The 23,816-nt window shown below is 68.2% G+C and carries 23 protein-coding genes and 1 pseudogene; 8 read left to right on the forward strand and 16 right to left on the reverse strand.

Translation table 11 applies throughout. The features are described from left to right. The first annotated feature begins 179 nt into the window (after positions 1 to 179). A complete protein-coding gene (locus U9983_RS03095) occupies positions 180 to 1,028 on the forward strand; it encodes an alpha/beta hydrolase (protein ID WP_322752558.1) in 849 nt (282 codons plus the stop codon). Positions 1,029 to 1,119: 91 nt separating this feature from the next. Then, complete coding sequence (locus U9983_RS03100) at positions 1,120 to 1,986, forward strand: alpha/beta hydrolase (RefSeq protein WP_322752559.1); 867 nt, start codon at positions 1,120 to 1,122, stop codon at positions 1,984 to 1,986. 150 nt (positions 1,987 to 2,136) lie between these two features. Here the strand turns inward: U9983_RS03100 and U9983_RS03105 are convergent, their stop codons facing one another. Further along, positions 2,137 to 2,709 carry a TetR/AcrR family transcriptional regulator gene (locus U9983_RS03105; protein WP_322752560.1) on the reverse strand — a complete coding sequence of 191 codons (573 nt, stop codon included), beginning with the start codon at positions 2,707 to 2,709 and terminating at the stop codon, positions 2,137 to 2,139. A 242-nt stretch (positions 2,710 to 2,951) separates the two neighbouring features. After that, on the reverse strand, positions 2,952 to 3,752 hold the full coding sequence (locus tag U9983_RS03110) for a DNA polymerase beta superfamily protein (protein ID WP_322752561.1): 801 nt from the start codon (positions 3,750 to 3,752) through the stop codon (positions 2,952 to 2,954). A gap of 374 nt (positions 3,753 to 4,126) precedes the next feature. On the opposite strand from U9983_RS03110, the gene U9983_RS03115 reads away from it, so the two are divergent. Then, entirely contained in the window at positions 4,127 to 5,101 is a 975-nt protein-coding gene (locus tag U9983_RS03115; RefSeq protein ID WP_322752562.1) for an NAD(P)-dependent alcohol dehydrogenase, read from the forward strand. A 66-nt stretch (positions 5,102 to 5,167) separates the two neighbouring features. Here U9983_RS03115 and U9983_RS03120 read toward each other — a convergent pair whose 3' ends face one another. Beyond that, positions 5,168 to 5,374 (reverse strand): hypothetical protein, encoded by a 207-nt coding sequence (locus U9983_RS03120; RefSeq protein WP_322752563.1) that lies wholly within the window; start codon positions 5,372 to 5,374, stop codon positions 5,168 to 5,170. Positions 5,375 to 5,410: 36 nt separating this feature from the next. On the opposite strand from U9983_RS03120, the pseudogene U9983_RS27690 reads away from it, so the two are divergent. The 3 genes and pseudogenes from U9983_RS27690 to U9983_RS03130 form a co-directional block, all read left to right on the forward strand. After that, positions 5,411 to 5,539: pseudogene (locus U9983_RS27690) on the forward strand (GTP-binding protein); the annotation flags it as partial. 228 nt (positions 5,540 to 5,767) lie between these two features. Next, positions 5,768 to 6,292, forward strand: coding sequence for a helix-turn-helix domain-containing protein (locus tag U9983_RS03125; protein WP_322750637.1), 525 nt, complete (start codon positions 5,768 to 5,770; stop codon positions 6,290 to 6,292). Then, complete coding sequence (locus U9983_RS03130; protein ID WP_322752564.1) at positions 6,289 to 6,642, forward strand: DUF86 domain-containing protein; 354 nt, start codon at positions 6,289 to 6,291, stop codon at positions 6,640 to 6,642. Before U9983_RS03125 ends, U9983_RS03130 begins: the two co-directional genes overlap by 4 nt. Before the next feature lie 58 nt (positions 6,643 to 6,700). On the opposite strand, the gene U9983_RS03135 is transcribed toward U9983_RS03130, so the two are convergent. After that, positions 6,701 to 6,907 (reverse strand): hypothetical protein, encoded by a 207-nt coding sequence (locus tag U9983_RS03135; RefSeq protein WP_322752565.1) that lies wholly within the window; start codon positions 6,905 to 6,907, stop codon positions 6,701 to 6,703. A gap of 459 nt (positions 6,908 to 7,366) precedes the next feature. Here U9983_RS03135 and U9983_RS03140 point away from each other — a divergent pair, with 459 nt between their 5' ends. Then, positions 7,367 to 7,657, forward strand: coding sequence for a hypothetical protein (locus U9983_RS03140; RefSeq protein ID WP_322752566.1), 291 nt, complete (start codon positions 7,367 to 7,369; stop codon positions 7,655 to 7,657). Here U9983_RS03140 and U9983_RS03145 read toward each other — a convergent pair. After that, positions 7,654 to 8,607 carry a helix-turn-helix transcriptional regulator gene (locus U9983_RS03145; protein ID WP_322752567.1) on the reverse strand — a complete coding sequence of 318 codons (954 nt, stop codon included), beginning with the start codon at positions 8,605 to 8,607 and terminating at the stop codon, positions 7,654 to 7,656. The genes U9983_RS03140 and U9983_RS03145 overlap by 4 nt on opposite strands. 178 nt (positions 8,608 to 8,785) lie before the next feature. Between U9983_RS03145 and U9983_RS03150 the strand changes: the two genes are divergently transcribed. Beyond that, positions 8,786 to 9,778, forward strand: coding sequence for an aldo/keto reductase (locus U9983_RS03150; RefSeq protein ID WP_322752593.1), 993 nt, complete (start codon positions 8,786 to 8,788; stop codon positions 9,776 to 9,778). A 114-nt stretch (positions 9,779 to 9,892) separates the two neighbouring features. Here the strand turns inward: U9983_RS03150 and U9983_RS03155 are convergent, their stop codons facing one another. From U9983_RS03155 to U9983_RS03205, 11 genes are all read right to left on the reverse strand, one after another. Further along, a complete protein-coding gene (locus tag U9983_RS03155) occupies positions 9,893 to 11,332 on the reverse strand; it encodes a hypothetical protein (protein ID WP_322752568.1) in 1,440 nt (479 codons plus the stop codon). 16 nt (positions 11,333 to 11,348) lie between these two features. Then, positions 11,349 to 12,002, reverse strand: a complete 654-nt coding sequence (locus U9983_RS03160) for a zinc ribbon domain-containing protein (protein ID WP_322752569.1) — start codon at positions 12,000 to 12,002, stop codon at positions 11,349 to 11,351. Positions 12,003 to 12,415: 413 nt separating this feature from the next. Beyond that, positions 12,416 to 13,930, reverse strand: coding sequence for an MFS transporter (locus tag U9983_RS03165; protein WP_322752570.1), 1,515 nt, complete (start codon positions 13,928 to 13,930; stop codon positions 12,416 to 12,418). Between the two features lie 73 nt (positions 13,931 to 14,003). Next, positions 14,004 to 16,145 carry a SpoIIE family protein phosphatase gene (locus U9983_RS03170; RefSeq protein ID WP_322752571.1) on the reverse strand — a complete coding sequence of 714 codons (2,142 nt, stop codon included), beginning with the start codon at positions 16,143 to 16,145 and terminating at the stop codon, positions 14,004 to 14,006. Positions 16,146 to 16,382: 237 nt separating this feature from the next. Beyond that, a complete protein-coding gene (locus U9983_RS03175) occupies positions 16,383 to 18,557 on the reverse strand; it encodes a hypothetical protein (protein WP_322752572.1) in 2,175 nt (724 codons plus the stop codon). A gap of 431 nt (positions 18,558 to 18,988) precedes the next feature. Next, positions 18,989 to 19,744, reverse strand: coding sequence for a nucleotidyl transferase AbiEii/AbiGii toxin family protein (locus U9983_RS03180; RefSeq protein ID WP_322750478.1), 756 nt, complete (start codon positions 19,742 to 19,744; stop codon positions 18,989 to 18,991). Beyond that, positions 19,734 to 20,765: a helix-turn-helix domain-containing protein gene (locus U9983_RS03185; RefSeq protein ID WP_322752573.1), complete on the reverse strand. Its 1,032-nt coding sequence runs from the start codon at positions 20,763 to 20,765 to the stop codon at positions 19,734 to 19,736. Before U9983_RS03185 ends, U9983_RS03180 begins: the two co-directional genes overlap by 11 nt. Positions 20,766 to 20,844: 79 nt before the next feature. Continuing rightward, entirely contained in the window at positions 20,845 to 21,822 is a 978-nt protein-coding gene (locus tag U9983_RS03190) for a hypothetical protein (RefSeq protein WP_322752574.1), read from the reverse strand. A 300-nt stretch (positions 21,823 to 22,122) separates the two neighbouring features. Continuing rightward, a complete protein-coding gene (locus U9983_RS03195; protein WP_322752575.1) occupies positions 22,123 to 22,401 on the reverse strand; it encodes a ribbon-helix-helix protein, CopG family in 279 nt (92 codons plus the stop codon). Between the two features lie 17 nt (positions 22,402 to 22,418). After that, positions 22,419 to 22,661: a hypothetical protein gene (locus U9983_RS03200; RefSeq protein ID WP_322752576.1), complete on the reverse strand. Its 243-nt coding sequence runs from the start codon at positions 22,659 to 22,661 to the stop codon at positions 22,419 to 22,421. A gap of 589 nt (positions 22,662 to 23,250) precedes the next feature. After that, positions 23,251 to 23,703, reverse strand: a complete 453-nt coding sequence (locus tag U9983_RS03205; protein ID WP_322752577.1) for a VOC family protein — start codon at positions 23,701 to 23,703, stop codon at positions 23,251 to 23,253. Positions 23,704 to 23,816 lie beyond the last annotated feature (113 nt).

Below are 23,816 nucleotides of genomic sequence, written 5' to 3' on the forward strand. Positions count from 1 at the left end.
TGCTCTCTTCATCTCGTTCGGTTCGCCGACTTGCGGCGTGATAGAATTACAGACATACTTCAATCAGTGACATGCGATGACGAGAGGCTCGACCGCACAGGGACCCATTCCCACGGCCTGCGCCCGTCGAACCTTCAGACTGCCGTCACAGCCTGGGAGACAACAGGGAAGAGAGACTCATGACGACCTACATGGCTGACACCCTCGAGAACCACACTGCCGCCGGCCCCTCCACGGTGTTCACCTACCGGCGCACGGGCCCGCAGGGTGGTGTGCCGCTTGTCCTGCTCATGCGGTTCCGCGGCACCATCGACTGGTGGGACCCGGAGTTCATCGACCGCCTCACCCAGGACCGCGACGTCATCCTGTTCGACAACGTCGGCATCGGGTACACCAGCGGTGAGCCTCGCGACACCTCCGAGGGGTTCGCCGAGGGTGCGATCGAGTTCATCGATGCTCTCGGCCTGACGCAGGTCGACCTGCTCGGCTGGTCACTCGGTGGCATCGTGGCGCACCACGTCGCCCTGCGCCGGCCCGACCTCGTACGCAAGATCATCGTCGCGGGTAGCAGCGGGCCGGGCGCGGCGCCGGGCACCCCGGATATGAGCGAGCGGGTGCTCTCCATCATGGCCAAGCCGGACGCGGACGCCGAAGACCTGCTCTACCTCTTCTACCCCGAGACCGAACAGGCCCGCGCATCCGGGCTCGAGCACCTCGCGAAGGTCTCAAAGCGCCTCGAAGGTGGCCCCGCGGTGACCGAGGAGGCTGCCCGCGGCCAACTTGCCGCTGTCGCCCGCCTCCTGGCCGTGAATTGGGACCAGCTCAAGTCCGAGCTGCAGGCGATCAGCCAGCCGGTCCTGTATGCCAACGGGATCCACGACGTGATGATCCCCGCCATCGCCTCCTACAAGGCGGTCGAGCAGGTCCCCGACTCCACCCTCGTTCTTTACAGCGATGCTGGCCATGCCTTCCTGTTCCAGCACATCGACGAGTTCGTCGCGCAGGTGAACCTCTTCCTCGCGGACTGACTGCACTGCGCCCTCGCTCTTCTCGAGGGGCGTGGCTCGAGGGGCGTGGCACACAATGCTCACAGAAGCCCACCCATAGAAGGACCTGGCCATGAATAACAGACAAGGAACACGAGACGACGTGGTGACATCGTGCCAGAACGCATCAACCCGCACCGTCTCCGCCGGTGGCGTGGATTTCGCCTACCGGGAGCTCGGCCCGAAGACCGGCATCCCGGTGGTCTTCCTGACCCACCTGGCCGCGGTCCTCGACAACTGGGACCCTCGGGTCGTCGACGGCATCGCCGCGAAACACCGGGTCCTCACGTTCGACAACCGGGGCGTCGGCGCGTCCACCGGCTCGACGCCGAACACCATCCAGGCGATGGCGACGGACGCCGTCACCTTCATCCGGGCGCTGGGTCTGGACAAGGTCGACATCCTCGGCTTCTCCATGGGCGGCATGATCGCCCAGGTGATCGCTCAGGACGAACCTCAGCTCGTCCGCACGCTGATCCTCGCGGGCACGGGGCCCGCCGGCGGCGAGGGCATCAAGAACGTCACCAAGCTGTCGCATCTCGACACCATCCGCGGGCTGCTCACGTTGCAGGACCCGAAGCAGTTCCTCTTCTTCACCAGGACTCCCAACGGGCGTCGGGCCGGCAAGGAGTTCCTGGCACGCTTGAAGGAGCGCACCGACAACCGAGACAAGGCGATCTCCCTCAAGTCCTACGGCGCACAGCTCAAGGCCATCCACCGCTGGGGACTGGAGCGGCCATCCGACCTCTCCGTCATTCGCCAGCCCGTGCTCGTCGCGAACGGCGAGAGCGACAGGATGGTGCCGACGAAGAACTCGGCCGACCTGGCTCGACGCCTGCCGGACAGTGAGCTGGTGATCTACCCCGACGCCGGGCACGGCGGCATCTTCCAGTTCCACGGGCAGTTCGTCGAAAAGGCCCTCGAATTCCTCGAGCGGTAGAGCCGGAGGGGAGGCGGCCCTTTCGCTCCCGCCAGTCGCTCCCGCCAGTCGCGGTCGAGGGGGCCGGCCTCGCAGAATCCGGACGGTCGGTCGTCAGCTCTCGCGCGGTTGAGCCGTGCGCGTTCCGCCGCGGAGCGCCATGCGTATTGCTCAGCGTATGAATGCGAGGGCGTTCTGGATGCCCTGTTCGAGGACCTCGTCGGCGAACCTCGGGTCGGACAGGGCGCGGGACAGCTGCATCGTTCCCACCATCATCGTGAAGAGCCCGAGCGTCTTTCCGCGTGCGGACTGCGGATCGTCAGGAGCCAGACGGGCGGCGATCTCGTCCACCATGGCCCGCGTACCGTCGGTGTAGGCGTGCTTGGTTGCGGTCGCGCAGCGCCCGATCTCGTCGAGCAGGGCGGCAGACGGGCATCCGGTGCCGGGGTTGTCCCGGTGCTGAGGCGAGAGGTAGTCGCGTACGAACCCCTCCAGCCCCGCTCGGCCGGGCGCCAGCGTGCTGAACCTCGCGGTCTGTGTACCGAGCTGGTCAGCGACGACGTTCGCGACGAGGTCCTCCTTGGACGCGAAGTGGGCGTAGAACGCACCGTTGGTCAGCCCCGCGTCCGCCATCAGCGTGGCGACGCCGGAGCCGTCGATGCCGTCCTGCTTGAACCGATAGCCCGCCGTCTCGATGATCCGCTGCCGCGTCGCCTGCTTGTGCTCCTTGTCGTAGCGCGCCACCGGGCTCCTCCATTCGCTTTGCAAGGCCATTGCCCTGCACCCCATCCTAGACTGTAGTCTGACGTACGTAATATTACGATCAGCAGGCAATTTGATCGGTGATGTCCGAGACGAGGCATGCCCAAAGTGACGTCCCCTTCGGATCGGCGTGGACCAGTCGCGCGCACCGGCCGCGGATGAGGTCACCCGCCGCCCATCACATCGACCCCCGGTCGGCGGCCGTCACCGCTGTTTACCGTGGATCAGGTCCAGCCCCAGTGCTGTCGATGAGCCTCGACGCACCATTCCTGCACGGTCGCCAGATCCGGTTGGGCCGGCAATGGTGTTCGGCCGGCCGCGAGGAGGTTCTCCACCTGAGACTGGACGTCGGCGATTTCGTCCAGCACGGCGCCGAGTTCGCGGACCTCCCCGCGTTTGACCTGCAGGACGCGTTGCCGTTCCGGTTCGGGCATCGGCAAGGTCAGCCGTCCGTCGCGGGCGACCTCCCTGCCTTGGTAGGCCAACCGTAGAGCGTGGGATGCGTATTTGACGTCGTAGCCGAACCGGGCCACCAGTTCCGGTCGGTTGGGTGTCCCGCGTCGCGGTCCGCGGCCGACCAGTCGATTGAGCTGGGAGTCCAGGTAACCCAGGAACCGGCGCACCGCCTGCTGCGAGAGCATGGCCGGAACCAACCTGCGCAGTTCCTCGCCCAGCGGGGTGACGACCAGCACCGTGTCGGCCGGCGCGTACAGCGGTAGCAGCGCCGTCGGGTTGCCCTTTGTCGCCAGCCGCAGATACTTCCGCAGCGAGTAGATCACCAGGTCGGTGTCGCCGGGACCGGAGCGTGCGCCCTCGGGCTGGGTCCGGAACACGTAGTGGTCGGACGGCTTACCGAGCCCCATCAGATAGGCCGGGGGTTCGATGAAGACGCCCATCTCGTCGTGGTCGTCGGTGCCCTCGATGGCGATGCCGTGCACGCCGGAACCGACGACCGTGCGCAGGATCTCCCCGGCCAACGCCAGTTCACGGTCGCCGTACTCGGTTTGGGGCGCGGCAACGGGCATGCCGTGATGATGGCACGACCGGCGCCGGCCGCTCGAACCAGTTTTTCCGTGCTCGAAGCGCCTGACGTAATAACGTCGCCGGCGTTCGTGTGGTCCGGTCCGCAGCCGCCCGCGCGGCCACGCAACGGTGGGGGTAGCCCCACCGCGCCGGACCGTTACGCCGGTTTAGCGTTAGAGCGCCCGGCAATAGGGGCGTGGATGAAGGAGCGGGGCTGGGGCACGTAGATCGCGAGGCGGAGGAGGGAGGCACCCTGGTGTTGGGTGTCGACCGACGACAACGACGCGAGGTGCGTGCCCCAGCCCCGCGACGCCGCGTCCCCTATTGCCGGTCGCTCTTAACCATCACATATGGCGTGACGACAGGAGGAGACCTGATGAAGGCGATCGTCCAGGAACGGTTCGGCCCGCCGGACGTCCTGCGGCTGGTGGACACCGACCTGCCCGAGATCGGGGCCGACGACGTGCTGGTTCGGGTGCACGCCGCCGCACTGAACCCGTACGACTGGCACATGCTGCGCGGCGACCCCCTCGTCGCGCGGCTCATGGGAGTAGGCCTGACCAGGCCGAAGTACCGGGTGGCCGGGCTCGACGCGGCGGGCCGGGTGGAGGCGGTCGGCGCGAACGTGCGTGGGCTGCAGGCTGGCGACGAGGTGCTCGGCTTCTGTCCGGGCGCGTTCGCCGAATACGCCCGCGCCGAGGCGGACAAGGTGGTGCCCAAGCCGGCGGGCCTGACCTTCGAGCAGGCGGCGGCGGTCCCGGTGGCGGCGGCGACCGCACTGCGGGGGATCCGGGACGTGGGTGAGGTGCGGGCCGGACATCAGGTGCTGGTCAACGGGGCCGCCGGCGGCGTCGGTACGTACGCCGTCCAGATCGCGGCGGCGCTGGGCGCGGAGGTCACCGGGGTGTGCAGCACCGGCAACGTCGAGTTGGTGCGCTCGATCGGTGCCGCACACGTCGTCGACTACACGGCGGAGGACTTCACCGACCGGCACGCGCACTACGACGTGATCCTCGACAACGTGGGCAACCGGCCGCTGCGCCGGCTGCGCCGGGCGTTGACCCCGACGGGGACCCTCGTGCTCAACGCCGGCGGCTCACCGGGCCGCGTGGTCGGGGCGGTGGGCCCCATGCTGCGGGCGGTCGTGGTCAATGGTTTCGTCCGACAGCGCCTGCGGATCCTCCCGACCCGGGAGGACCGGGCGGAGCTGCTCGCCCTCACCGGGCTCATTGAGGATGGGACGCTCACGCCGGTCGTCGACCGAACGTATCCGCTGGCCGACACGGCCGAGGGCCTGCGCCACGTGGAGCAGGGACACGCCCGCGGCAAGGTCGTCGTCACCGTGATGTGAGGCCAAGCCCATCCGACGGTGTGCGGTTTTCGTTACGCCCGGGGGGGCAGCGCCAGTCACCATTGGTCACCGAGGGGCCCGTTCGCCGAGCGGGGCTGGTTCGCCGACCAGGCTCTGTGGAAACGTCCGCACGGCACGGCGCCGCACGTCCGCCGGGACGTAGCGCTCGTCGGGGATCTCTCTGGCGAGTGTTACCCGGTCGATGAGATCGGAAACCGTGTGTGTCGGTGTCGGGACCTTCCACCTCGCGTCCTTGGTGACGTTGACGACCACACCGTCGGGTGCGCCGAGCGCGAACAGGCCGTTCCAGTGGGTGCGGACGACTGTGCGGTCGTCAGCCTGGCGAACGGGTGTGTCTGCTGCACGATCCGTGATGATCTATTCGATGCCGTGCGGCGCGTCATGAACAGGCCCGAAGCCCCCCAGTACGTGATACTTGAGGCCAGTGGTCCGGGCCAGCTGAGCTGCCGGCCAGGGATGCCGTCACACCGCTGGGTGGCGTTCTGGGCCGTGACCGGGCCGGGTAGTTCACCGTGGCCGTCACCGTCAGCCATCGTGACCCGGCCCCCCGTCGCAGACGTGGCCCGGCAGCGGGTCAGGCGCAGGCCCGTCCTCAGCGACTCACCAGCTTGTTCAATATCGACGATTCGCGATATTATCGGGGGCGTGCTCTCTTCCGGTGACGTGGCGGCAACGGTGCTTCGAGACGCGCGTCGCCGGGCGGGGTTGACTCAGATCGAGCTGGCGGCCCGCGCGGGAGTGACGCAGAGCGTGATCAGCGCCTACGAGTCCGGGCACCGGCAGCCGGCCGTGTCGACGCTGGCTGCGCTGATCGAGGCGTCCGGGTTCGAGCTCACCGTGGGAATTCGCAGACCGCCGCACCAGCTACAGATGCTGTCTGGGCCGATCGGGCGCGTGGTCCGTCACCACCGGCGGGAGCTGATCGCGGCCGCCGCAGCGCACAGGGTGTCGAACCTGCGGGTGTTCGGCAGTGTGGCCCGCGGGCAGGACCGCCCTGACAGCGACGTGGACCTACTCGCCGACCTGCCCGCCGATCTGGGACTGCTCGGGCTCGGTCGCGTGCAGGACGCGTTGGAGACCATTCTCGGTGTCCCGGTCGACCTGGTCCCGGCGCAGGACCTCAAGCCCGAGGTCCGCGCGCGGGTCGAGCGCGAACAGGTGGCGCTGTGACCTACCGGGACCGTCAGCGGGTGTCCGACATCCTCGCCGCGATCGAGGCGATCGGTTCCCACCTGCAGCGCGGCAACCTCTCGGATGGTCTGGTCTTCGACGCGGTCCGAATCCGACTCCTCGAGATCGGGGAGGCCGTCAAAGCTCTACCCACTGACCTGCTCGTCACCGAACCGGACATCCCCTGGAAGCAGATCGCACGAATGCGCGATCACCTGGCCCACCGCTACTTCGACACCTCGCACGCGATCCTGCAGGCCACCGTCGACCACGACCTGCCCGACCTGGAACAGGCGATCCGACGGCTGAGCCGGCACCTGGCCGATAAGTCCGCTGACACGAATGAATGACCTCCACCGAAACACCCCAGAAATTCCTGCGGCGCTCCGGTTCACGGGAACTCCGTCGTCAGCCAGAAATTTTTTCCGGGTTCGGCGTGGAGAGTACTTGTTTGAGGATTGTTTTCGCATCGTCGCTGCCCAGCTGAATCACGGTGTCGACGAAGTCCGGTTCGAAGAGCAGGTAGCTGAGGATATCGTTGCTACTCGGGAGCGGACCAAGCAGGGTGCGAAGAAGCACCAGTTCAGGGTCCAGCAGAAATCGTGCGCCGGACAAACGATTCGCCAGGACCTCTTCCGTACAGCCTTCAACATCGGTGCGGCGGAATCTTGTACCGCGGGTTCCTGCGGCGGGCGACCGCCGGGCGGAACCTCGGGGTTGCGGATCGGCTCGGTACCCACTACCAGCACCCGTCCGGCGCCCAGCGCGATAGCCGGTTTGACGTGGCTGGCGGGCAGACGCTGGCGGCTCCTGCCGTAGATGGCACGTCGCCTCAGGCCGACGGCCACCCTCTGATCACAGTCCATCCCCTGATCACAGTCCACCCGCTCGGTCTCGGCAGGGAATGGACCACGGCGGCGGTTCTGTGTTCGCCTGGTCGCCGATTGTACGAGAACGCACGCCCGTGTTGATAACCTGGTACGGCTTGCCCTAAGGTGCGGAGGCACCAGAACGCTGGTGGGTCCGGCGGCCCGGTCGCCGCCTTGAACACGGGGGTAGAAAATGTCGGTAACAGTGATCGTCAAGTTTGTCGTGGATCCGACGATGTTCGGAGAAGCGCACCGCGAACGGGCGGCAGAATTCGCGGCGGTATCCAGCGACGGCAAGGCGCAGGGTTGCCTGCACCACCGGTTTGTGGCCGGCGAGGACCATGTGCTGGCGGTCGACGAATGGGAAAGCGTGGAGGCGTTCCAGAATTTCTTCGCGAACCAGACCGAGATCCCCGGACTCATGCAGGCCGCCGGAGTATCCGCGCCACCTGAGGTCAGCGTATACCAGAGCCTGAACTCCGCGGATTCGTTCTAGGGACGACCGATCGCGGCTCCGCCGGCCCGGTTCTGCGCGGTGGCGTAAGACAGTCCGTCTGTTGGCGCCGCCGCTGCGGTGCTGTCGGTCGGAGCCGGGCTTGCGGCTGCAGTTGGGCCTGGGCTGGTGAGGCTGGCGAGCATGTCGAGTGCCGCGCGAGACGGTGAGCCGGGCGGGGCGCTGTAGACGGTGAGGGTCAGCTCGCCGTTGTCGGCGAGGCGGAAGTTTTCGTACGCGACAGTCAGCTCGCCGACGAGCGGATGCTGGTAGGCCTTCGTGCCGTGGGTGCGTTCAGCTACCTGATGGTCGGCCCACCAGCGCCGGAACTCGGGGCTGTGCACCGACAGCTCACCGACCAGGGACGCGAGCTCCGGGTCGTGCGGGTACTGCCCGGCGCGTAGGCGCAGCACGTTGACCGATACGCGGGCGACCTTCTCCCATTCCCGGTAGAGCGACCGCGCCATCTCGTCAAGAAACATGAACCGGCACATGTTCCGCTGGACGGCCGGGATCGCGTCGAAGTCAGTGATGAGGGCGGCGGCGAGCCGATTCCAGGCGAGGACGTCGGAGCGCCGGCCGGTGATGAACGCGGGTGTGCCCGACATCTGCTCAAGCATCACCCGTAGCGTCGGGCGGACCCGTTGTGGCGCCACCGGTCGCGGGCGGCTCCGCGCCGGGCGGGCGAGGTGGAACAGGTGATCCCGTTCGGCGTCGTCGAGTTGCAACGCCTGGGCCAGCGCATCGAGGACCGTCTCTCCGGGGTTCGCGACGCGACCCTGCTCGAGGCGGACGTAGTAGTCCACGCTGATGCCGGCGAGCAGAGCGAGTTCCTCGCGACGCAGTCCGGGAACGCGACGGGCTCCGGCGAACGCGGGTATGTCGCCGTCGCCGGGACGTAACCGCGACCGCCGTGCCCGCAGGAACTCCCGCAACTCATCCCGTCGGTCCATGCGGCCTATTGTCCCCGCCGGGGTGAGCCGGCGGGCGGCGCGAAGCTGGTCCTAGGAGAACTACGGTCGGTCCGACCCCGGGTCGGGCCGGGTCAACCCGGCCTTGGCCGTGCCGCGGTTAGCTGGAGACCACTGAGCTGATGACGATCCGCCGAACACAACCGATGGAGTGACCACAGTGCAGCTGCGTACCTTGGGCACGGCTGGCCTAGCCGTCTCTGCTGAGGGACTGGGATGCATGGGGATGAGCGCCTTCTACGGCGCCCGCGACGACGCCGAGTCAACGGCCACGATCCACCGTGCGCTCGATCTCGGCGTGACCTTCCTCGACACGGCCGACATGTACGGGCCATGGACCAACGAGCGGCTCGTCGGCGCGGCCATCGCCAGCCGGCGGGACGAGGTCGTCCTCGCCACCAAGTTCGGTAACGAGGTCGACGACGAGGGGCGGCTTGCCGGGCGGGTCAACGGCCGCCCCGACTATGCGCGTCGCGCTGTCGACAGGTCGCTGCGCCGCCTCGGCGTCGAGGTCATCGACCTGTATTACCAGCACCGGGTCGATCCGGCCGTGCCGGTGGAGGAAACCTTCGGTGCGCTTGCCGAGCTGGTCTCCGCTGGCAAGGTCCGCTACCTCGGGATCTCCGAGGCTGCGCCGGACACCATCCGCCGCGCGCACGCGGTGCATCCGCTGGCCGCCGTCCAAACCGAGTACTCGCTGTTCAGCCGGGACGTTGAGGACAACGGCGTGCTGGCGACCGTCCGTGAGCTGGGCATCGGCTTCGTGCCCTACTCGCCGCTCGGCCGCGGGTTCCTTGCCGGGACGATCCGCAGCCTCGACGACCTCGCCCCCGACGACTTCCGCCGTACCTCACCGCGGTTCCAGGGGGAGAACTTCGCCCGCAACCTCGACGTCGTCGACCGGGTCGTCGCCCTCGCCAAGGCGAAGGAGGTCACGCCATCCCAGCTCGCGCTCGCCTGGGTGCTGGCCCAAGGCGACGACATCGTGCCCATCCCCGGCACCCGCCGAATCGCCAACCTGGAGGACAACGCCGCCGCCGTGGACGTCGCCCTCACCGCCGACGACCTCACCGCCATCGAGGCCGTCGCACCCGCTGGCGTCGTCTCCGGTGACCGCTATCCGCCCAGAGCCATGCAGGCGGTTCACATCTAACGGGGTCGGGTAGCTCCGACGTGTCGCCACGTCGGAGCCCCTTTGAACCCGGCGTGCCAGGCCATGGCAGCGCCGAATTGTGGCGCCCCGCACCCGCCACACAGGACCGCGAGATCAGCGGATGAACGCTCGGACCTGCTGCTCCCACCCGTCCGTGTGGATGATCCGCCCGAGGAACGCCTCGCGCAGTACCCGCAGGTATGGCAGGCGCTCGACGGCCTGGCGGTAGGGGGAGGCGGCGGTCGCGGCATCGGAGTAGATCGCCGCGACCCGGAACCCGAGCAGCGCGAGTGCCTGGTTCAGTGCGGGGACACAGCCGGGGTACGCCCGGTAGACGTAGGTAGCGTGGCCATCCTCGCTGAGGACCTCGAACAGCACGTGGCGAGCGGTTTCGCAGAAGGTGAAAGCGAGGACCGTCGGGGCGTCGCCGCTGACGGTGAGCGCTGCGAGATCAGTCCACGGCGCGCGGGCACGTCCCTGGTTCGGCTGCGCGCGTGGTCTCAGTTGGTGGTCATGCCCCAGCGACTGGCCGCCGAATCCGGCCCCCTCGCGCCCGTACCCGCCGAGCAGGCGATAGGCCAGTACAGCGTCGACGTCCGGTTCGGCGTCAAGCCCCCCGCTCATCGCCGAGCCCATCGTATCCACCAGGCCTCCGTGGGCGACCCCGGCCAATCCGCCTGGCGCCGGGGTCGGTACGGCGTGGTTCCTCGGCCCGATCGGGTGGGCGTCGTCGCGGCCGGTCGACCAGCCTTCCCGTTCGACGGAGACGCTTTGATGCAGGCCGAACCAGAGCGTGCCGATCGTGGCCAGTACGTCGACGCAGCGCGCCTGCCGGGGTGTGGAGCAGACAGCGACGAGCGAGGTGAACATGGTCGGGTCGACCCCGTCGAGTTGGGCGCGCGGGGTAGCGACCCCGTCGGCCAGGTAGCCGGCGACCCGACGGGCGGCCAGCGATCCCAGGCCGGGCAGGAGCGCCGAGACCAGGTGCCCGCTGCGTGCCCGGGCCGCGCTGACTCGGACGCGCAGGAGCTCGCGGAACTCGCCGGTGCGCCGACCGAGCCGCGCGATTACCAGCCTGCGTCCGTCCAGGGTGGCGATCTCGAGGTGGTAACCCGACCCCTCAGCGGCTATCTCACCAAGGAACGAGTACGGCACCTGTTCTGGATCGCCGAGGTCAGGCACCGCAATCAGGGCGTCGTCGTACAGGTACAGCGCAGCGTCCACGCCGTCGAGCGCTCCGGCAAACCGCTCCGGTCGCCCGACGCCCATCAGCAGCAGGGTCTGGATGAGATCTTCGGCCCGGGCTTGGACAAGGTCTGCCAGCACCTGACCGTGCAGCCGACCCAAGCCCTCCAGTAGCAGCATCGGGCCCTCCGCCAACTGCAGGAGCAGGGCTCCCGCAGCGACGTCGGTGACACCGAGGATGTCGGCGCACCGGACCTGCAACGGCTGGCCTGCCCTCGGCGAGACCACGAGCGTGTGATCACGCACGACCGCGGTGGCCTCGCCGTCTTCGAGGAGTTCCTCGTCGGCACCCATCAGTCGGTAGCGCATCGGTAGCGGCCGGCGGCTACGCGGTTGTTCCGCACTCGCCGCAGAAGCTGACCCCCGGCCCGAGACCGGACCCGCAGTTCACGCAGAACCTGCTGGGGCGCGCGGCGGCAAGGGCGGTCCCACAGTGCGCGCAGAACCTGCCGCCACCGCTTTCCTGCCCGCAACCGGAGCAGAGCCCGGTGCCCCGGTCGCGCAGGTTGAGGTCGTCGGTCCAGTCGACCTGCCGCACTCGTTCGTCGATCTGCTGGACCTGGGCCGAGGCCTGGCGGGCGGCGATCTCCTGGTCGACCTTGGGTGCGCAGGTCACGCACAGGCCGCGGGTACCGTTCCAGCAGACCTGCTTGCAGACCCACTGGCCGCAACGGTGGCACTGCTGGAAGCTGGGGGAGACCTCTTCGACGGCAGCGCGCAGCATCCTGTCGTTGGTCGACCCGGCGGTAGAGTCACGCAGCCACTCGGCGTTCCAGCCGGCGTCGGCGATCCGGTTACCCATGTTGCCGCCGAGTAGCCGCCCACCTATCGTCGCGATCCGGCCACCGAAGCCGGTGACGGAATGCCGGAACGCGGACTTGTACCCGTTACCGCACCGCAGGCAGGAGAACTCATACTGGTAACCCTCGCGTGTCGACAGGTCCCGGTAGTTGTTTGTGAAAGGCACCTGGTTCGCCATGCCGCTCCCTCGCACCTCACGGCCAGGGCCCGCAGCCCACCCGGACCTCCCGCACTCTGCAATTCCACCAGGCCTCCGGCAGCTCGAGAACCACGCTCGTCACACCATCGGCTATCTGCGGACAACCCGCATCATAGAGCGCGACCGGGCGCTCTGACGCGTGTGGGGCTCCAGACCCTCGACGTGGATGTTGGTGAGTAGGCGGGAGGCGGATGCGCCGCGGTGGTGGATGTGCAGGTCGGCGAGTGGGGGCCGGCGGGTGGGGGCCGGTGGGTGGCCGGTCCAGCACGAGTGGATGGTTGACATACATTTTCCGCCCGAAGACTGGCGTCTCCTGACGTCGTTCTTCCACTCGTCGCACCGCATGGATTGCGGCCCCGCTCCTTCGTCCACGCCCCTGTTGTCGGGCGCTCTCAGCGCCCCAGCGGCCCCGTGTAAACGTCCAGGTCACCGTCTGAGCTGAGGGTGTGGAGCTCCACCTGGGGCGTCCGGCCCTCGCGCGTGGGGAGCAGGGGAGTAGGGGAGCAGAAGTGGGCTGCGATGCAGCCGAGGACGGCGAGCGCCGCACCGAGCAGGTATGCGGCGACGAACGGCCCGGCACGCACGGAGTCCGCGACGATCGCCGACAGCAGGCTCATGCCCGTCACGGCGCCGATCTGGATCGCGGTCTGCTGCAACGAGATCGACAGCCCGAAGCTGTCGGCCGGCGCCGCGCTGCCCGCGATGACCAGCAGTGGCGGCTGCGCGTGCCCGAAAGCCAGCCCGCTGGCCATCAACCCGACGATGACCATCCACAAGGTGGCGAGTTGTGTGCCCGCCGCCAGGAGACCGAGTGCGACCACATAGGCGGCGGCTCCTGCGACGGCGAGCCGGCGTGGTCCAAAGCGGCTTCCCAGCCGACTCGCGGACGGCGCTGACAGCGAGATGGACAGTGTGCGGGCCATCGTCACGAGCGACGTCACCGCGATGGACAACCCGAAGACCCCCTCCAGAAGAAGCGGCGTCACGAGGAAGTTGCCCAGGTGCGCCGCGCCGATCATGAATGAGGCGACTCCGGATGCACGGATGTCGCGTTCGGCGAGCAGCTGCAGGGGAATCACCGGCACGGCGGCCCGCCGCTCTGTCCGCACCAGGATCCACGCCAGCACCGGGACCGCCGCAAGCAGCCCGATGACCACCGGGCGTGCGCCCCAGACGGCCGCCCGGTTGACGCCGAAGGTGAGCGCGAACGCGGTCATGGCAAGCACGAAGGAGCCGGCCCGGTCCAACGACAGGTGGGCGTTTCCCCGGTCGGCCGGCAAGACTCTGATTGCTGACACGAACGCGAGCAGGGCCAGACAGGCCTGGATCGCGAACAACGGACGCCAGCCGATCGATGAGATGACCAGGCCGCCGATGGCCAGCCCGCTGACCGAGGCACCCGCCAGCACACCGGACGCCCACGCCGAGGGACGGATCCGTTCGGCGGGCGGGAAGGCTTCGAAGAGGATCGCGAACGATGAGGGGATCGTCGCCGCGCCGGCGAGCTGCGCCGCCGTCCGAAAGGCGATCAACGAGAGGGCGTTCCAGGCCAGAGCCGACAGGACCGAGAAGACAATGGCCAGGGCTATACCGACGAGAAAGGTCCGGCGGTGACCGCGGATGTCGCCTACCCGCCCGAGGATCGGCATCGCGACCGCCTGCGCCAGCATCCCACCCGTCACCGCCCAGGTGATCACACCGGCGGTGCTGTGAAGGTCGGTGGCGACCGTGCGGACCGACACGGTGAGGACGGTGGCCGTGAAGGTGGTCGAGAACATCCCGACCAGGCACGTCAGGACCACCATGGCGGGAGTGGCGTGCGCAGACCCCTGCGCGTAGCGGTCTGACGGGAGTGATGATCTGGTGGGAGCCCGGGTGTGGTGCCGCGACGGGGTCTCCTGGATCACAAGTCATCCCCCCGGGCTGGCCGGCGCCGCCGTCCTGATCATCGACCCCAGGCATGGGCCCGTGCAACCGATCTCACGGATGCCGTGGCAAAGCCTCGCTACCCGCTTTCAGCGAGTTGGCCTGGTCTGTGTCGGGTGTGTCGAGTTGGAACCAGACGGTTTTGCCGGTGCGGGTGGGGCGGGCGCCCCAGCGGGTGGCGAGTTCGGCGACGAGTTGGAGGCCGCGGCCGCCTTCGTCATCGGGGGTGGGGTTCAGGAGACGGGGGACGCGACTGTCGCTGTCGGCGATCTCGACGTAGAGGGCGTGCTGGCCGCGGCGCAGGGTGAGGTGACTGGGGGTCTGCGCGTATCGGATGGCATTGGTGACGAGTTCGCTGACGAGGAGTTCCACCAGGTCGATGTGTTCGGCCAGGTGCCACTGGTAGAGGGCGGCGACCGTGACGTCGCGGGCGGTCTTGGCTGCCCGGGGGTCTGGGGGGAGCCGGCGGGTGCTGACGGTCGCGGGGGTGGTGGCGTGGACGAGCAGGAGGGCGGCGTCGTCGTCGTAGCCGCCGGTCCGGTCGATGAGAGTGAAGAGGCGGTCGGCGGTGGTGTGCAGGCCGGCGGGATCGGCGAGTGCGGCCTGTAGTCGGCGGGTGCCTTGTGCGATGTCGGTGGTGGGGGATTCGACGAGCCCGTCGGTGTAAAGAGAGAGGGTGGCGCCCGGTGGGAAAGGGTAACGGGTTTCGGTGAGCCGCTGACCGGCGACGCCGAGGATGATTCCGCTGTCGTCGTCGAGGAGGTGGACGTCTGCGTGCGGGTCGACGAGGGCGGGGGGCAGGTGGCCGGCGTTGGCGACGGTGATGGTGGCGGTCGCGGGCTCGAAGATGGCGTAGATGCAGCTGACCAGCGCGCCGTCGGGGCCGGCGTCGATGGATCGGACGATGTCGTCGAGGTGGGTCAGTACGTCCGCGGCGGGCAGGTCGAGGGCGGCGAAGGCGCGGACCGCGGCGCGGACCTGTCCCATCACGGCGGCAGCGGTCAGGCCCCGGCCCATGACGTCGCCGATGACGAGGGCGACCCGGCCGGCCGACAGGCCGATGACGTCGAACCAGTCGCCGCCGACCTCGGTGGCGGCGGTGCCCGGCTCGTAGCGCCAGGCGAGTTCCAGGCCCTCGACCGCGGGCAGGTTTCCAGGCAACAGCCCGCGTTGCAGGGTGAGTGCGGCCGTGTGTTGGTGGGCGTAGGCGCGGGCGTTGGCGATCGCGCTGGAGATCCGGCTGCCCAGCTCCGCCGCGAGTTGTACGTCGTGTTCGGTGTAGGACCGGCCGGAGGATCCGACCGCGAAGATGACCACCCCGTGAAAATTGCCACCGGCCAGCAACGGCACATGGATGACGGACCGCAGGCCTATCTGCCTGAAGTACTCACCCGCACCGGGGATGTCGAGGTTACGCACGAGCTGCTCGCCCATTTGGTGCAGCTGTGGTTCACCTACGGCGAATACCTGGTAGTGGGGGGTCTGGCTGGCGAACTCGATCCGCTCACCGATCTGCAGACCGGGTGGTGGTTCAGGGAAGCCAGCCACTCGTGCGTTCACCAGGCGGCGCAGCGGCAGCCGGTCCGGCCTGGCGGCGGTGTCGAGAGGTTCGTCGGTCAGCAGGAGGATGGATTCGTCGGCGAATTCCGGGACGACGAGTTCGATCAACCCTTCCAGGATTGCTGACAGGTCCAGAGACGCCCCGACCAGCCCGCTGGCCCGGCTCAGCAGGCGCAACCGCCGCTCTACCGCCTCCCGACCTGCCTCCGCGTGGCGCTGCTCGGTGACGTCGACGACCGCCACACCTACCGCCTTGGTGATCCCGTCGCGATCGCGGATCGGGTAGTGGGAGACGCGCCAGGCCTGCCGGTCCGGCCCGGTAGCCGGGGTGGTGCCGGCGAGGTCGACGTCGAGGATCGGCTCGCCCGTGGCCAGCACCCGACGGATCACATGCCACGCCTCGGGCTCTACCCCGGGGAGCAGTTCGGCGATGCTCTTGGTCCCGACGTCGCCCGGGGACAGGCCGTTGATGGCGAGAATCGTCTGGTTCATCCAGCAGACTCGCAGGTCGCGGTCGACGACCAGCAGGCCGATCGGGGCCAGGTCGGACATCCGTGCGGCAAGCGTCAGCCTGTCCCATGCGTCCGGGCTGGCGGGGCTGGGGAGTCGGTGCCGCTCCACGTCACGGGTCGCCACCGGAGGGATCGCGGGATTCCCGGATCAGGTCCACCTCCCGCCCAGCGTCGAGACGAGCAGCGCACGCGGCACGCGACACGGTGACGAGCGACGCACACGCAGTCCCCAAAGGGGGCATCCCGTGGCACGGGTAACCGATGCCCCCTGCTCGGATACCCAAACGTCAGAGATCGACAAGCGGCCGTTAGATGATCGTGAGCGGACGAGCCGCCATGACCGCGGTTGGGCGCGGAGTGGTCAGAGCTCTACGGTGAAGGTGAACACGCTGTAGTTGCCCTGGCCGAACGAGCCGTCGCAACTGTCGATTGTCCGTTTCCACGCCCGCAGTTCGAGCAGGTAGCAGCAGGACTGGGGGAATGCGTCCCGCAGGTTGGCGATGGTGAGGCGCATCCGGCCACCGTTCCACACCGGGGCAACGGCCGCGGGGGTGTTCTGCGCGGTCGCCCCCGCCCGCGCGTCCCCATATGTCGGGCCGACCTGCGCGGCCGCTACCCGGGTAAGAGTCGCGGACGGCGCGGCAAGCAGGTCGACGACACCGTTGTTGCCGTAGAGCGCGTGCAGCGTGTAATAGGCCAGATGACCGTCCGGGTCGTTGGCGAGGAACTCGATGTCAACGGTAGTGCCGTCATGCGCTCGGATGATCGAGCATGGCGTGGCCGGTTCCCCGCCGAGCCGGACGTCGATGATCTGAGTGTCGGGCTCGGTGGTACACAGGTGCACCGTGGCCGGGCCGCATGGGTGGCTCGCAGTGGTGGGGTGTCCGGCACCCGGGCCGACCATCCTGTTGTCGAGCGTCAGTACGACGCGGTTCTCCTCATCGCTTCCGCACAGCGGTGGTATCCGCGGATTCTTCAGGTGGCCGCCGACGAAATCCCAGGCCTGGACCCGCAGCCGGTAGGTGCCGTCGCCAAACAACGCCGTCGGTCCGGTCGGTGCCGACGGGACCGCCGTCACCCAGTTCATAAGCAGGTCGGTCGTTCCGACCCAGACCCGGGTCACCCCCCAGCTTCCCGGTGAATGGGTGGCTTCGTAGTGCGCCCGACTTTCCACCACCAACCGGCCGCTGATGGTGGTGAACGCGAACGACACGGGGTTCCACGATTGTGTCGGTAGATCGTAGTAAGTGAGCGTGAAACCGCCGGCCGCGCCGGCCGGCATGACGTGCCAGCTGAGGCCGGCGTTGTCGGACCATTCGAACTCGTAGTAGTCCATCCAGTCACCGCACACCCCGTGGAGTGCCACCGTGCCCGCGTACGGACGGTCACCGGCCGTGGCGACCACCCCCGGTGACCGGTAGCCGGCCGGCATCGGCGACGCGCCGACGTTGCCGCCGATGGTGGCCATCAGGTCCCCACAGGCATGCGAGATGACCAGGCACTCGGCGTCGCCGCATCCGCAGGGCGGCCTGTGGGCGCAGCAGGCGCTGTCGTTCGCGACAAGGGTGACGTTGAGGGTGGTCGGCACGTCCGGGCGGGCGGACAGGCAGGACTCGTCCAGGACCACCCGTTCCTGGCCGTCGCAGCTCTGGGTCGCGCGGAAGATCAGGTCGGGTGAGCAGTCCCACCAGGGATGCCAGGGCAACCACGGCCAGACGCGCAGCCGCTCGAGTTCAGCCACCGCCGGCAGCCGTTCCAGGAGCCGGGCGCGCAGGCTGTCGAGCCGAGCCGGGTCGACAGCCTCGGTGGGCATGCCGGTTGCGACCCCGTCCCGTGCCAGGACCGTGTCGAACATGTCCAGGGTGGGCCGTGGCTGGGGCGGTGGCAGCACGATGTCCGTGCCTGCGCCCAGCGCCGCCGTGATCTTCTCAGCCAGGCCTGGCTCAACGCGCCACAGCCGGCGCGCCCACCACCACCACGGCCACCAGCCGCAACACCAGGTGAACGTGATCTCGAAGGCGCCGTGGACGTCGGTCGTGGCACAGCCCACCTGCTGGTCGGTGCACCACCACCACCACCAGTCGACGTCATAGGCGCAGACCGTGGCGCCGGGCACCGGGCTGCCGTCCGGGCACAGCAACCGTCCACGGACCGTGAAGCGGCGACACCAGCGCAACCACTGATACCAGTAGAAGGACGGAATGCGGATCGGCTCCAGCCGCACGACCTGACCCTCGGGCCCCTCCGGCAGGAGCCGGGACGACAGGCTCACGGTCATGGTCTGAAGCCCGGGAAGGTCCTCGTCGGCGACACCACTCGGGCCGAGGTGGATACGTGCGCCCGCGGGGTTCTCGGGTAGTCGAAGGATGGCCTGCCCGTGGCCGTCGGAATTCAGGTCTGCGACCACCGACACCGAGGTCCGGCCGCAATCGGTGACCAGGACCTTTACCTGCTGCTCGGGCGAAAACCCCTCGATTCCGCTTGCGTCCAATGGAACGACCAGGACGAATTCGTGCTCAGCACTGGCTTCGCTCATGACTTCCCCACCCTGTCCACCCGCTTGCGGTTCACACGCGTCACCTGCGGCGATCTGATCGGTCGGCCACCGCGACTCGGTCGGGTGGTGACGCTAGAGGTCGACCGTCACGACAGCGTCACCTCGAGCGGGAACCGGTGGGGTGCCAGAAGCCGCTGCCTGGCCCTGTGATCTGTGACCTGGGATGATCTCACCATGTCAGCCGATACTCCCGATCGCCGAAATCCGCGACGACACGTAGCTTTCCACCAAGAGCGTGCACCTATGTTCGCAATGTAGAGAATGGCCTGTGTCACGAGGTCACGCCGAGGCCGCTAGAGACGCCTGTAGCTCAGCGTGACCTCGAAATCGAAGTTGCCAAGTGCGTTGGGGGCGTACTCGCCGCCGCTCGCGACGCGGCCGTGCCCGCCTGGTCGCCGATTCGGGCCGCGTCAGGTGCGTTCGCAGGCATCGAGAAGAAGCTCGGCGACAAGATCCAGGTCATCCATCGTGATGTCACCGCCGCCCACGCCGTGTATCCATCGGATGGCCTGATCGCGGCGGCGGACGAGCCACAGATCGACGTGAAGGGCGATGTCGGCGGCAGTCGACGAGTCGCAGGCGCCGAGCTGGGCCAGCGCTGCCGTGCGCGCCGTGTCGTCGAGCGCGAGCCGTATGACATCGAGCAGGTCGGTGCCCTGCTTCTGCACAGAGCGGTTCATCACCGCCTGGAGCTTCATCGCGATGATCGGACCGGGCTCGGCGACAGGCGTTTTCACCTCCACGCGATCGCCGCTCGACCGGATCACCTCGATGGCGATCTCAGTGGCAGTGTCGTTCGCCCATGCGTGCGCGGACGCGTGGAGGCGGTCTCCGGGATCGTCGCTCGGCTGGTCGAGCTCTACCTGCCGCACCTCCAGCACGTCTACCTTGACCTGACCATATGGAGTTAGCAGCAGGACACCGGCGGGCTCCACAGCCTTCGCGCCCTCGGCCGCGCGGAGCACCTCCAGGTGCGGCGCACTCCCATGCAGCCGGTCGACGACGTCGAGGTCCACCGTCGCTCGGTGGGTGCTGGAGACTCGGCACAGCACCGCCAGCCCGCCGACCACGACGGGCGGCTGGCCGATGAGCTTCCGCACTTCCTCGACGGCTTGGACGACCGCGGCCATCGCGTCGCCAAGGAAGATCACCCGGCTACCAGACACGGGCCCACCTCGGGTCTGGCCGCCATGCGTCGAGGATCTCGCGTCCACGCCCCAGGTCCTGCGCCAGATCGAGCGCGACGAACAGTGGATGCGCCAGCGGCCACTGCCACCGCTCGGGCAGGAGGTCGACACGACGCGTGCAGACGGCTGCGACCGGTGCGACCCGCACCGCGGCGCGCGCCTGGACCGGCGTCGAGGCGGCGCCGAGGAGCGTGGTCGCGCGCCGAAGTACCGCCTGATCGGGGATGAAGAAGTCGAGCAACTGGTCAGCGCGAACAGCGACCGGGGCACCGTACGCCGCGGCGGCGGCCGTGTCCGTCAATGCCCACCCGGTCTCGTTTCTCACGTCACGGAGGCCAAGACGCAGCGATCTGGTGACGCCGTTCGCATCACCGGGATCGGGGAGTTTGGCGAGATAGGTGCGTCGCGCCGGCCAGCGCTCGGCCACCTGCCAGAACAGCCGCGCGTCCGTGACGACGTTCGTGGCGTCGACAAGACCGTCGTGCCGCAGCGTCGCCAGCACCTCCGACACCGTGCTGGGGGACCGGCCGAGCCGGCGTGCCAGTTCCCGGACGGCGGCGCCCTCCTCCGGCTCCATGAGCAGAGTGGTCGCGACCTCGAGCCCGGCCTTGCCGCTCAAGACCCGTGTCCGCTCACCGCGTCCGGTGACCGGGCTGACTTCAGCATCGATCACGAAGCTGCTCGAACGAAGCGCAATCCGGCCGCGTAGGTCGTAGTAGCCGGCCCGATGCTCGGTCAGCATCTTCCGGGCCGCCTCGGTCACCCGGTCCGCGACGACCAGCAGGAGAGAGCCGCCCGATCCACCGGGTGGACGGCTGGCCTCGAGTAGCTGCGCGGCAACGCCTTCGGACACCAGCGACCGACGCTTGAGCTCGATGGGAACCGCGACGCCATCCGGGTCGAGCACGAGGTCGACCCCACCATCGGACCCGTCGTCAGGTAGTCGGGCCTCGACCCCGAGCTGTAGGAGGGCGTCGACCACGAGGGCCTCGGTGTCCATACGGACCAGCGTCCGTGCTGTTCGGTGTTCGGTCAATACCGAACACCGAACAGGCATGTGACAGCAACGGCCCACAAGATCATCTGGCTCCCTCGCCGGGTCGGTCTTCGACGGTGCCCGGCGTCTTCCGTACGTGGGGTTTCGATGCGTCGACCGACCCCTCTAAGCCGTGCTCGTTGACCGACCCGAGCCGGTCGATCTGCCTGTTGAGGTTGCGGACCTGGACCGAGTCGGCACCGAAGGCGTCGGCCAGCAGCGGTCGGACCGCCTCGAACGCTGTCAGTGCCTCGTCGGGATGTCCGGCGGCCGCGAGCAGCTGGGCGATGACGAAGCGGGATTCGAGAATCTTCGCCCCTTCGTCCTCACCTGCGGAGCTGTCGGCGTTCTGCACGTAGAACCGGAGCTGAGGCAGCGCCTTGTCCGGTTTGCCGATCTCTGCGTAGGCGTGGCCGGCATGGTAGGAGCAGTCGAGGACGTAGGCGTCGGTCGGCGGCAGATGCCTGCGGTAGTCGTGTCCGACGCCGTCGAAGAGTGCGGCGGCACGCGTGTACTCCCCGGCGTAGAACAGCGCGGCGGCCAGGAAGTGCCGCAGCTGAAGCGCGAGGAACGGGTCGTGACGGGTGCGCTCGACGCCGTCCTCGAGGAGGCTGATCGCTTCGGCCGGTCGGTCGTTGTCCAGCAGCGCCCGGACGTTGGCCTTCAGCAGGTCGACGTCGTCCTCGGTGAGCGTGGCGCGGCCGTCTGCCGGTTCGCGGCGTCTGGGCGGCGCCAACAGCGGTCGGCGAAACGGGAGAGTCGGGTCGCGGATCTCATCGGTGCCCTCGGTGCCCGAGGATTCATCCGGCGTGGACGTGAACGGCACGAGCGCCTCGTAGACGGCTTCGGCGGTAGGCCGCGCGCGCGGATCCTTCGCCAGCATCGAGGCCACGAGCGCATCGACATCCGATGGAATGCCGGCCCGCCGGGCCCGCTGGACCGCGGAGGCTTTACGAGTCGCCCGGTCGACCACGACGGCATCCGCGGCCTGCTCGTCTCCGGCACGATCGCCCCAGGGCATGCCGACTGGTTCAGCCCGCTGGAGGTCTTGGCCGGCCTACCCGTCGCGGAGGAGAACCGGACTTCTCTCGCTCTCCTGCTGTTCCGTACCGAGAAGGCGGTCACGGCGCATCCTCACTTTCGGGGAGTTACGCCGTTACTGCGGCTCTGGCAAGATTCCGGTGGTGACAGACAGTTTCTGTACCCATCGTTTTTCCGGATAGCAGATGATTATATGCGTTACCCACAGTATTCGACGAATTTCACCAGTGCGACTCCGATCGTCGAAGCCGTTCCCCGCACCCCTGCGGGACGTCGACGACTACGCGACGTCGAGCCATGCCCGGAGTGCCTGACGGATGACGTCGCTGGTGTTCGTATGATCAGCAACCGCCCGCGCGGCAAGCGCCGCCCGCAGTTCCGGGTCCAGCCGCACCGGTACCACATCTGCTGGAGCCGACCCCAGCGGACGGCGGCCCCCGCGTCGACGCAGTTCCGCAACGTCATAACCGGCCTCAGCCTCCGCCGCCAGCCGATCCACCAGCTCGTCGGTCACCGGCACACCGTTCGACGTCGGTGCCCTTTCACTGCTGTCCGTCATGGCACACCTCTCACTGATCACGGCAGAAGATCCCGGTACTTCGCCCGCATTCGCATCGCGTGGATGATCAGATCTGTGTCGTCCAGGAGCAGGACGACGATCTCCAACAGGTTGCCCGCCCGGTCCGGGCCCAACCGCAGCTCCCGACGCGGCTCCTCCTCGTCGTCCCCGAGGGGATAGGCGACCAGGAATCGTTGGGCGGCATGGATGCTGTCCGCGTCGGCGATGCCATGCTTGCGTGCCGACCGGTGAACATGCACCCGACAAACGTATTACGAAACTGGTTCTCCTGTCAGCCTCCACGAGATGTGCGGGCCCTGTTGCGTTGAACGGAGGCAGGACATGGCAGGCCCTGCCAGCTGGCTGATCGGCTTGCCAGGGTGAGTTCGGCGAAGGCAGCCGTCAGTGTCGCCGGCGACCACCTCGGCGCAGGCCCGCACCATGGCGCCGTAGGTTCGGCCCTCCGTTGGTGCAGCGACGTTGATGGCACCGGTCGCGCGCTGCTGGATCAGATCGATCATGAAGCGGGACACGTCGCGTACATCAATGGGCTGGATCGCTCGGTCCGGGGCCGGGACGAGGACCGGGCCGCCGCGACGCATCCGGTCCAGCCACCACAGCAGCGGACCGACATCCTCCGCCGCGGATCAGAGCCCGAACGCGTGCGTCCACCCGGGTGTATGGCCCACTGACTACGCCGGATGGCGCAGTGCCGACTGAGAGAGAGCAATGTACCGGCGGGTGACCCCGCTCTAGTCGCAGTCGGTCATCCGATGTCGAGGTCGCGCTGTGGCCTGGGCACCCAGTCGGGTTCGAGGACCGGCCAGCCATCGGTCCTCGAGTCAGGCGTCAGCGCGTGTGGCGGCTGAGCTGCTCGGCCAGTGCGACGATGATGCCCTCGGGGCCGCGGACGTAACAGAGCCGATAGCTGTCCTCGTACTTCTCCAGCTCGCCAACGAGTTCGGCGCCGTGGGTGTGCAGGCGGGCAAGGACGTCCTCAATGTCGTCGACGGCGAACATGATGCGACGTATGCCCAGCGTGTTCGCCGGTGCGTTTTCCGGCTCAGTGCTGACCGCCGTCGGCGTGTGGAACTTCGTCAGTTCAAGCCGGCCGTGGCCGTCCGGGGTCCGCATCATTGCGATGTCGACTCGGACGTCGTCGAGCCCGACGACACGGTCCACCCAACGTCCCTCGACTGGCGCCTCGCCCTCCAGCTCCATGCCAAGTTCGACAAAGAACTCAATAGCAGCCTTAAGGTCGTCGACAACGACGCCGACGTGGTCCATCCGCTGAATCGTCATATCCCCGAGCATAGGGCGGATGTTTGACTGCGTCGGTGCGGGGCGTCGTCTAATCTTGGATTTCGGCGTCAGCGGAGCGCTTGGAGCATGATCGATGTTCGTGAATTGTGACG

Origin of the sequence: Protofrankia sp. Cas3 (genome assembly GCF_963555955.1) — a bacterium.
Lineage (GTDB): Bacteria > Actinomycetota > Actinomycetes > Frankiales > Frankiaceae > Protofrankia.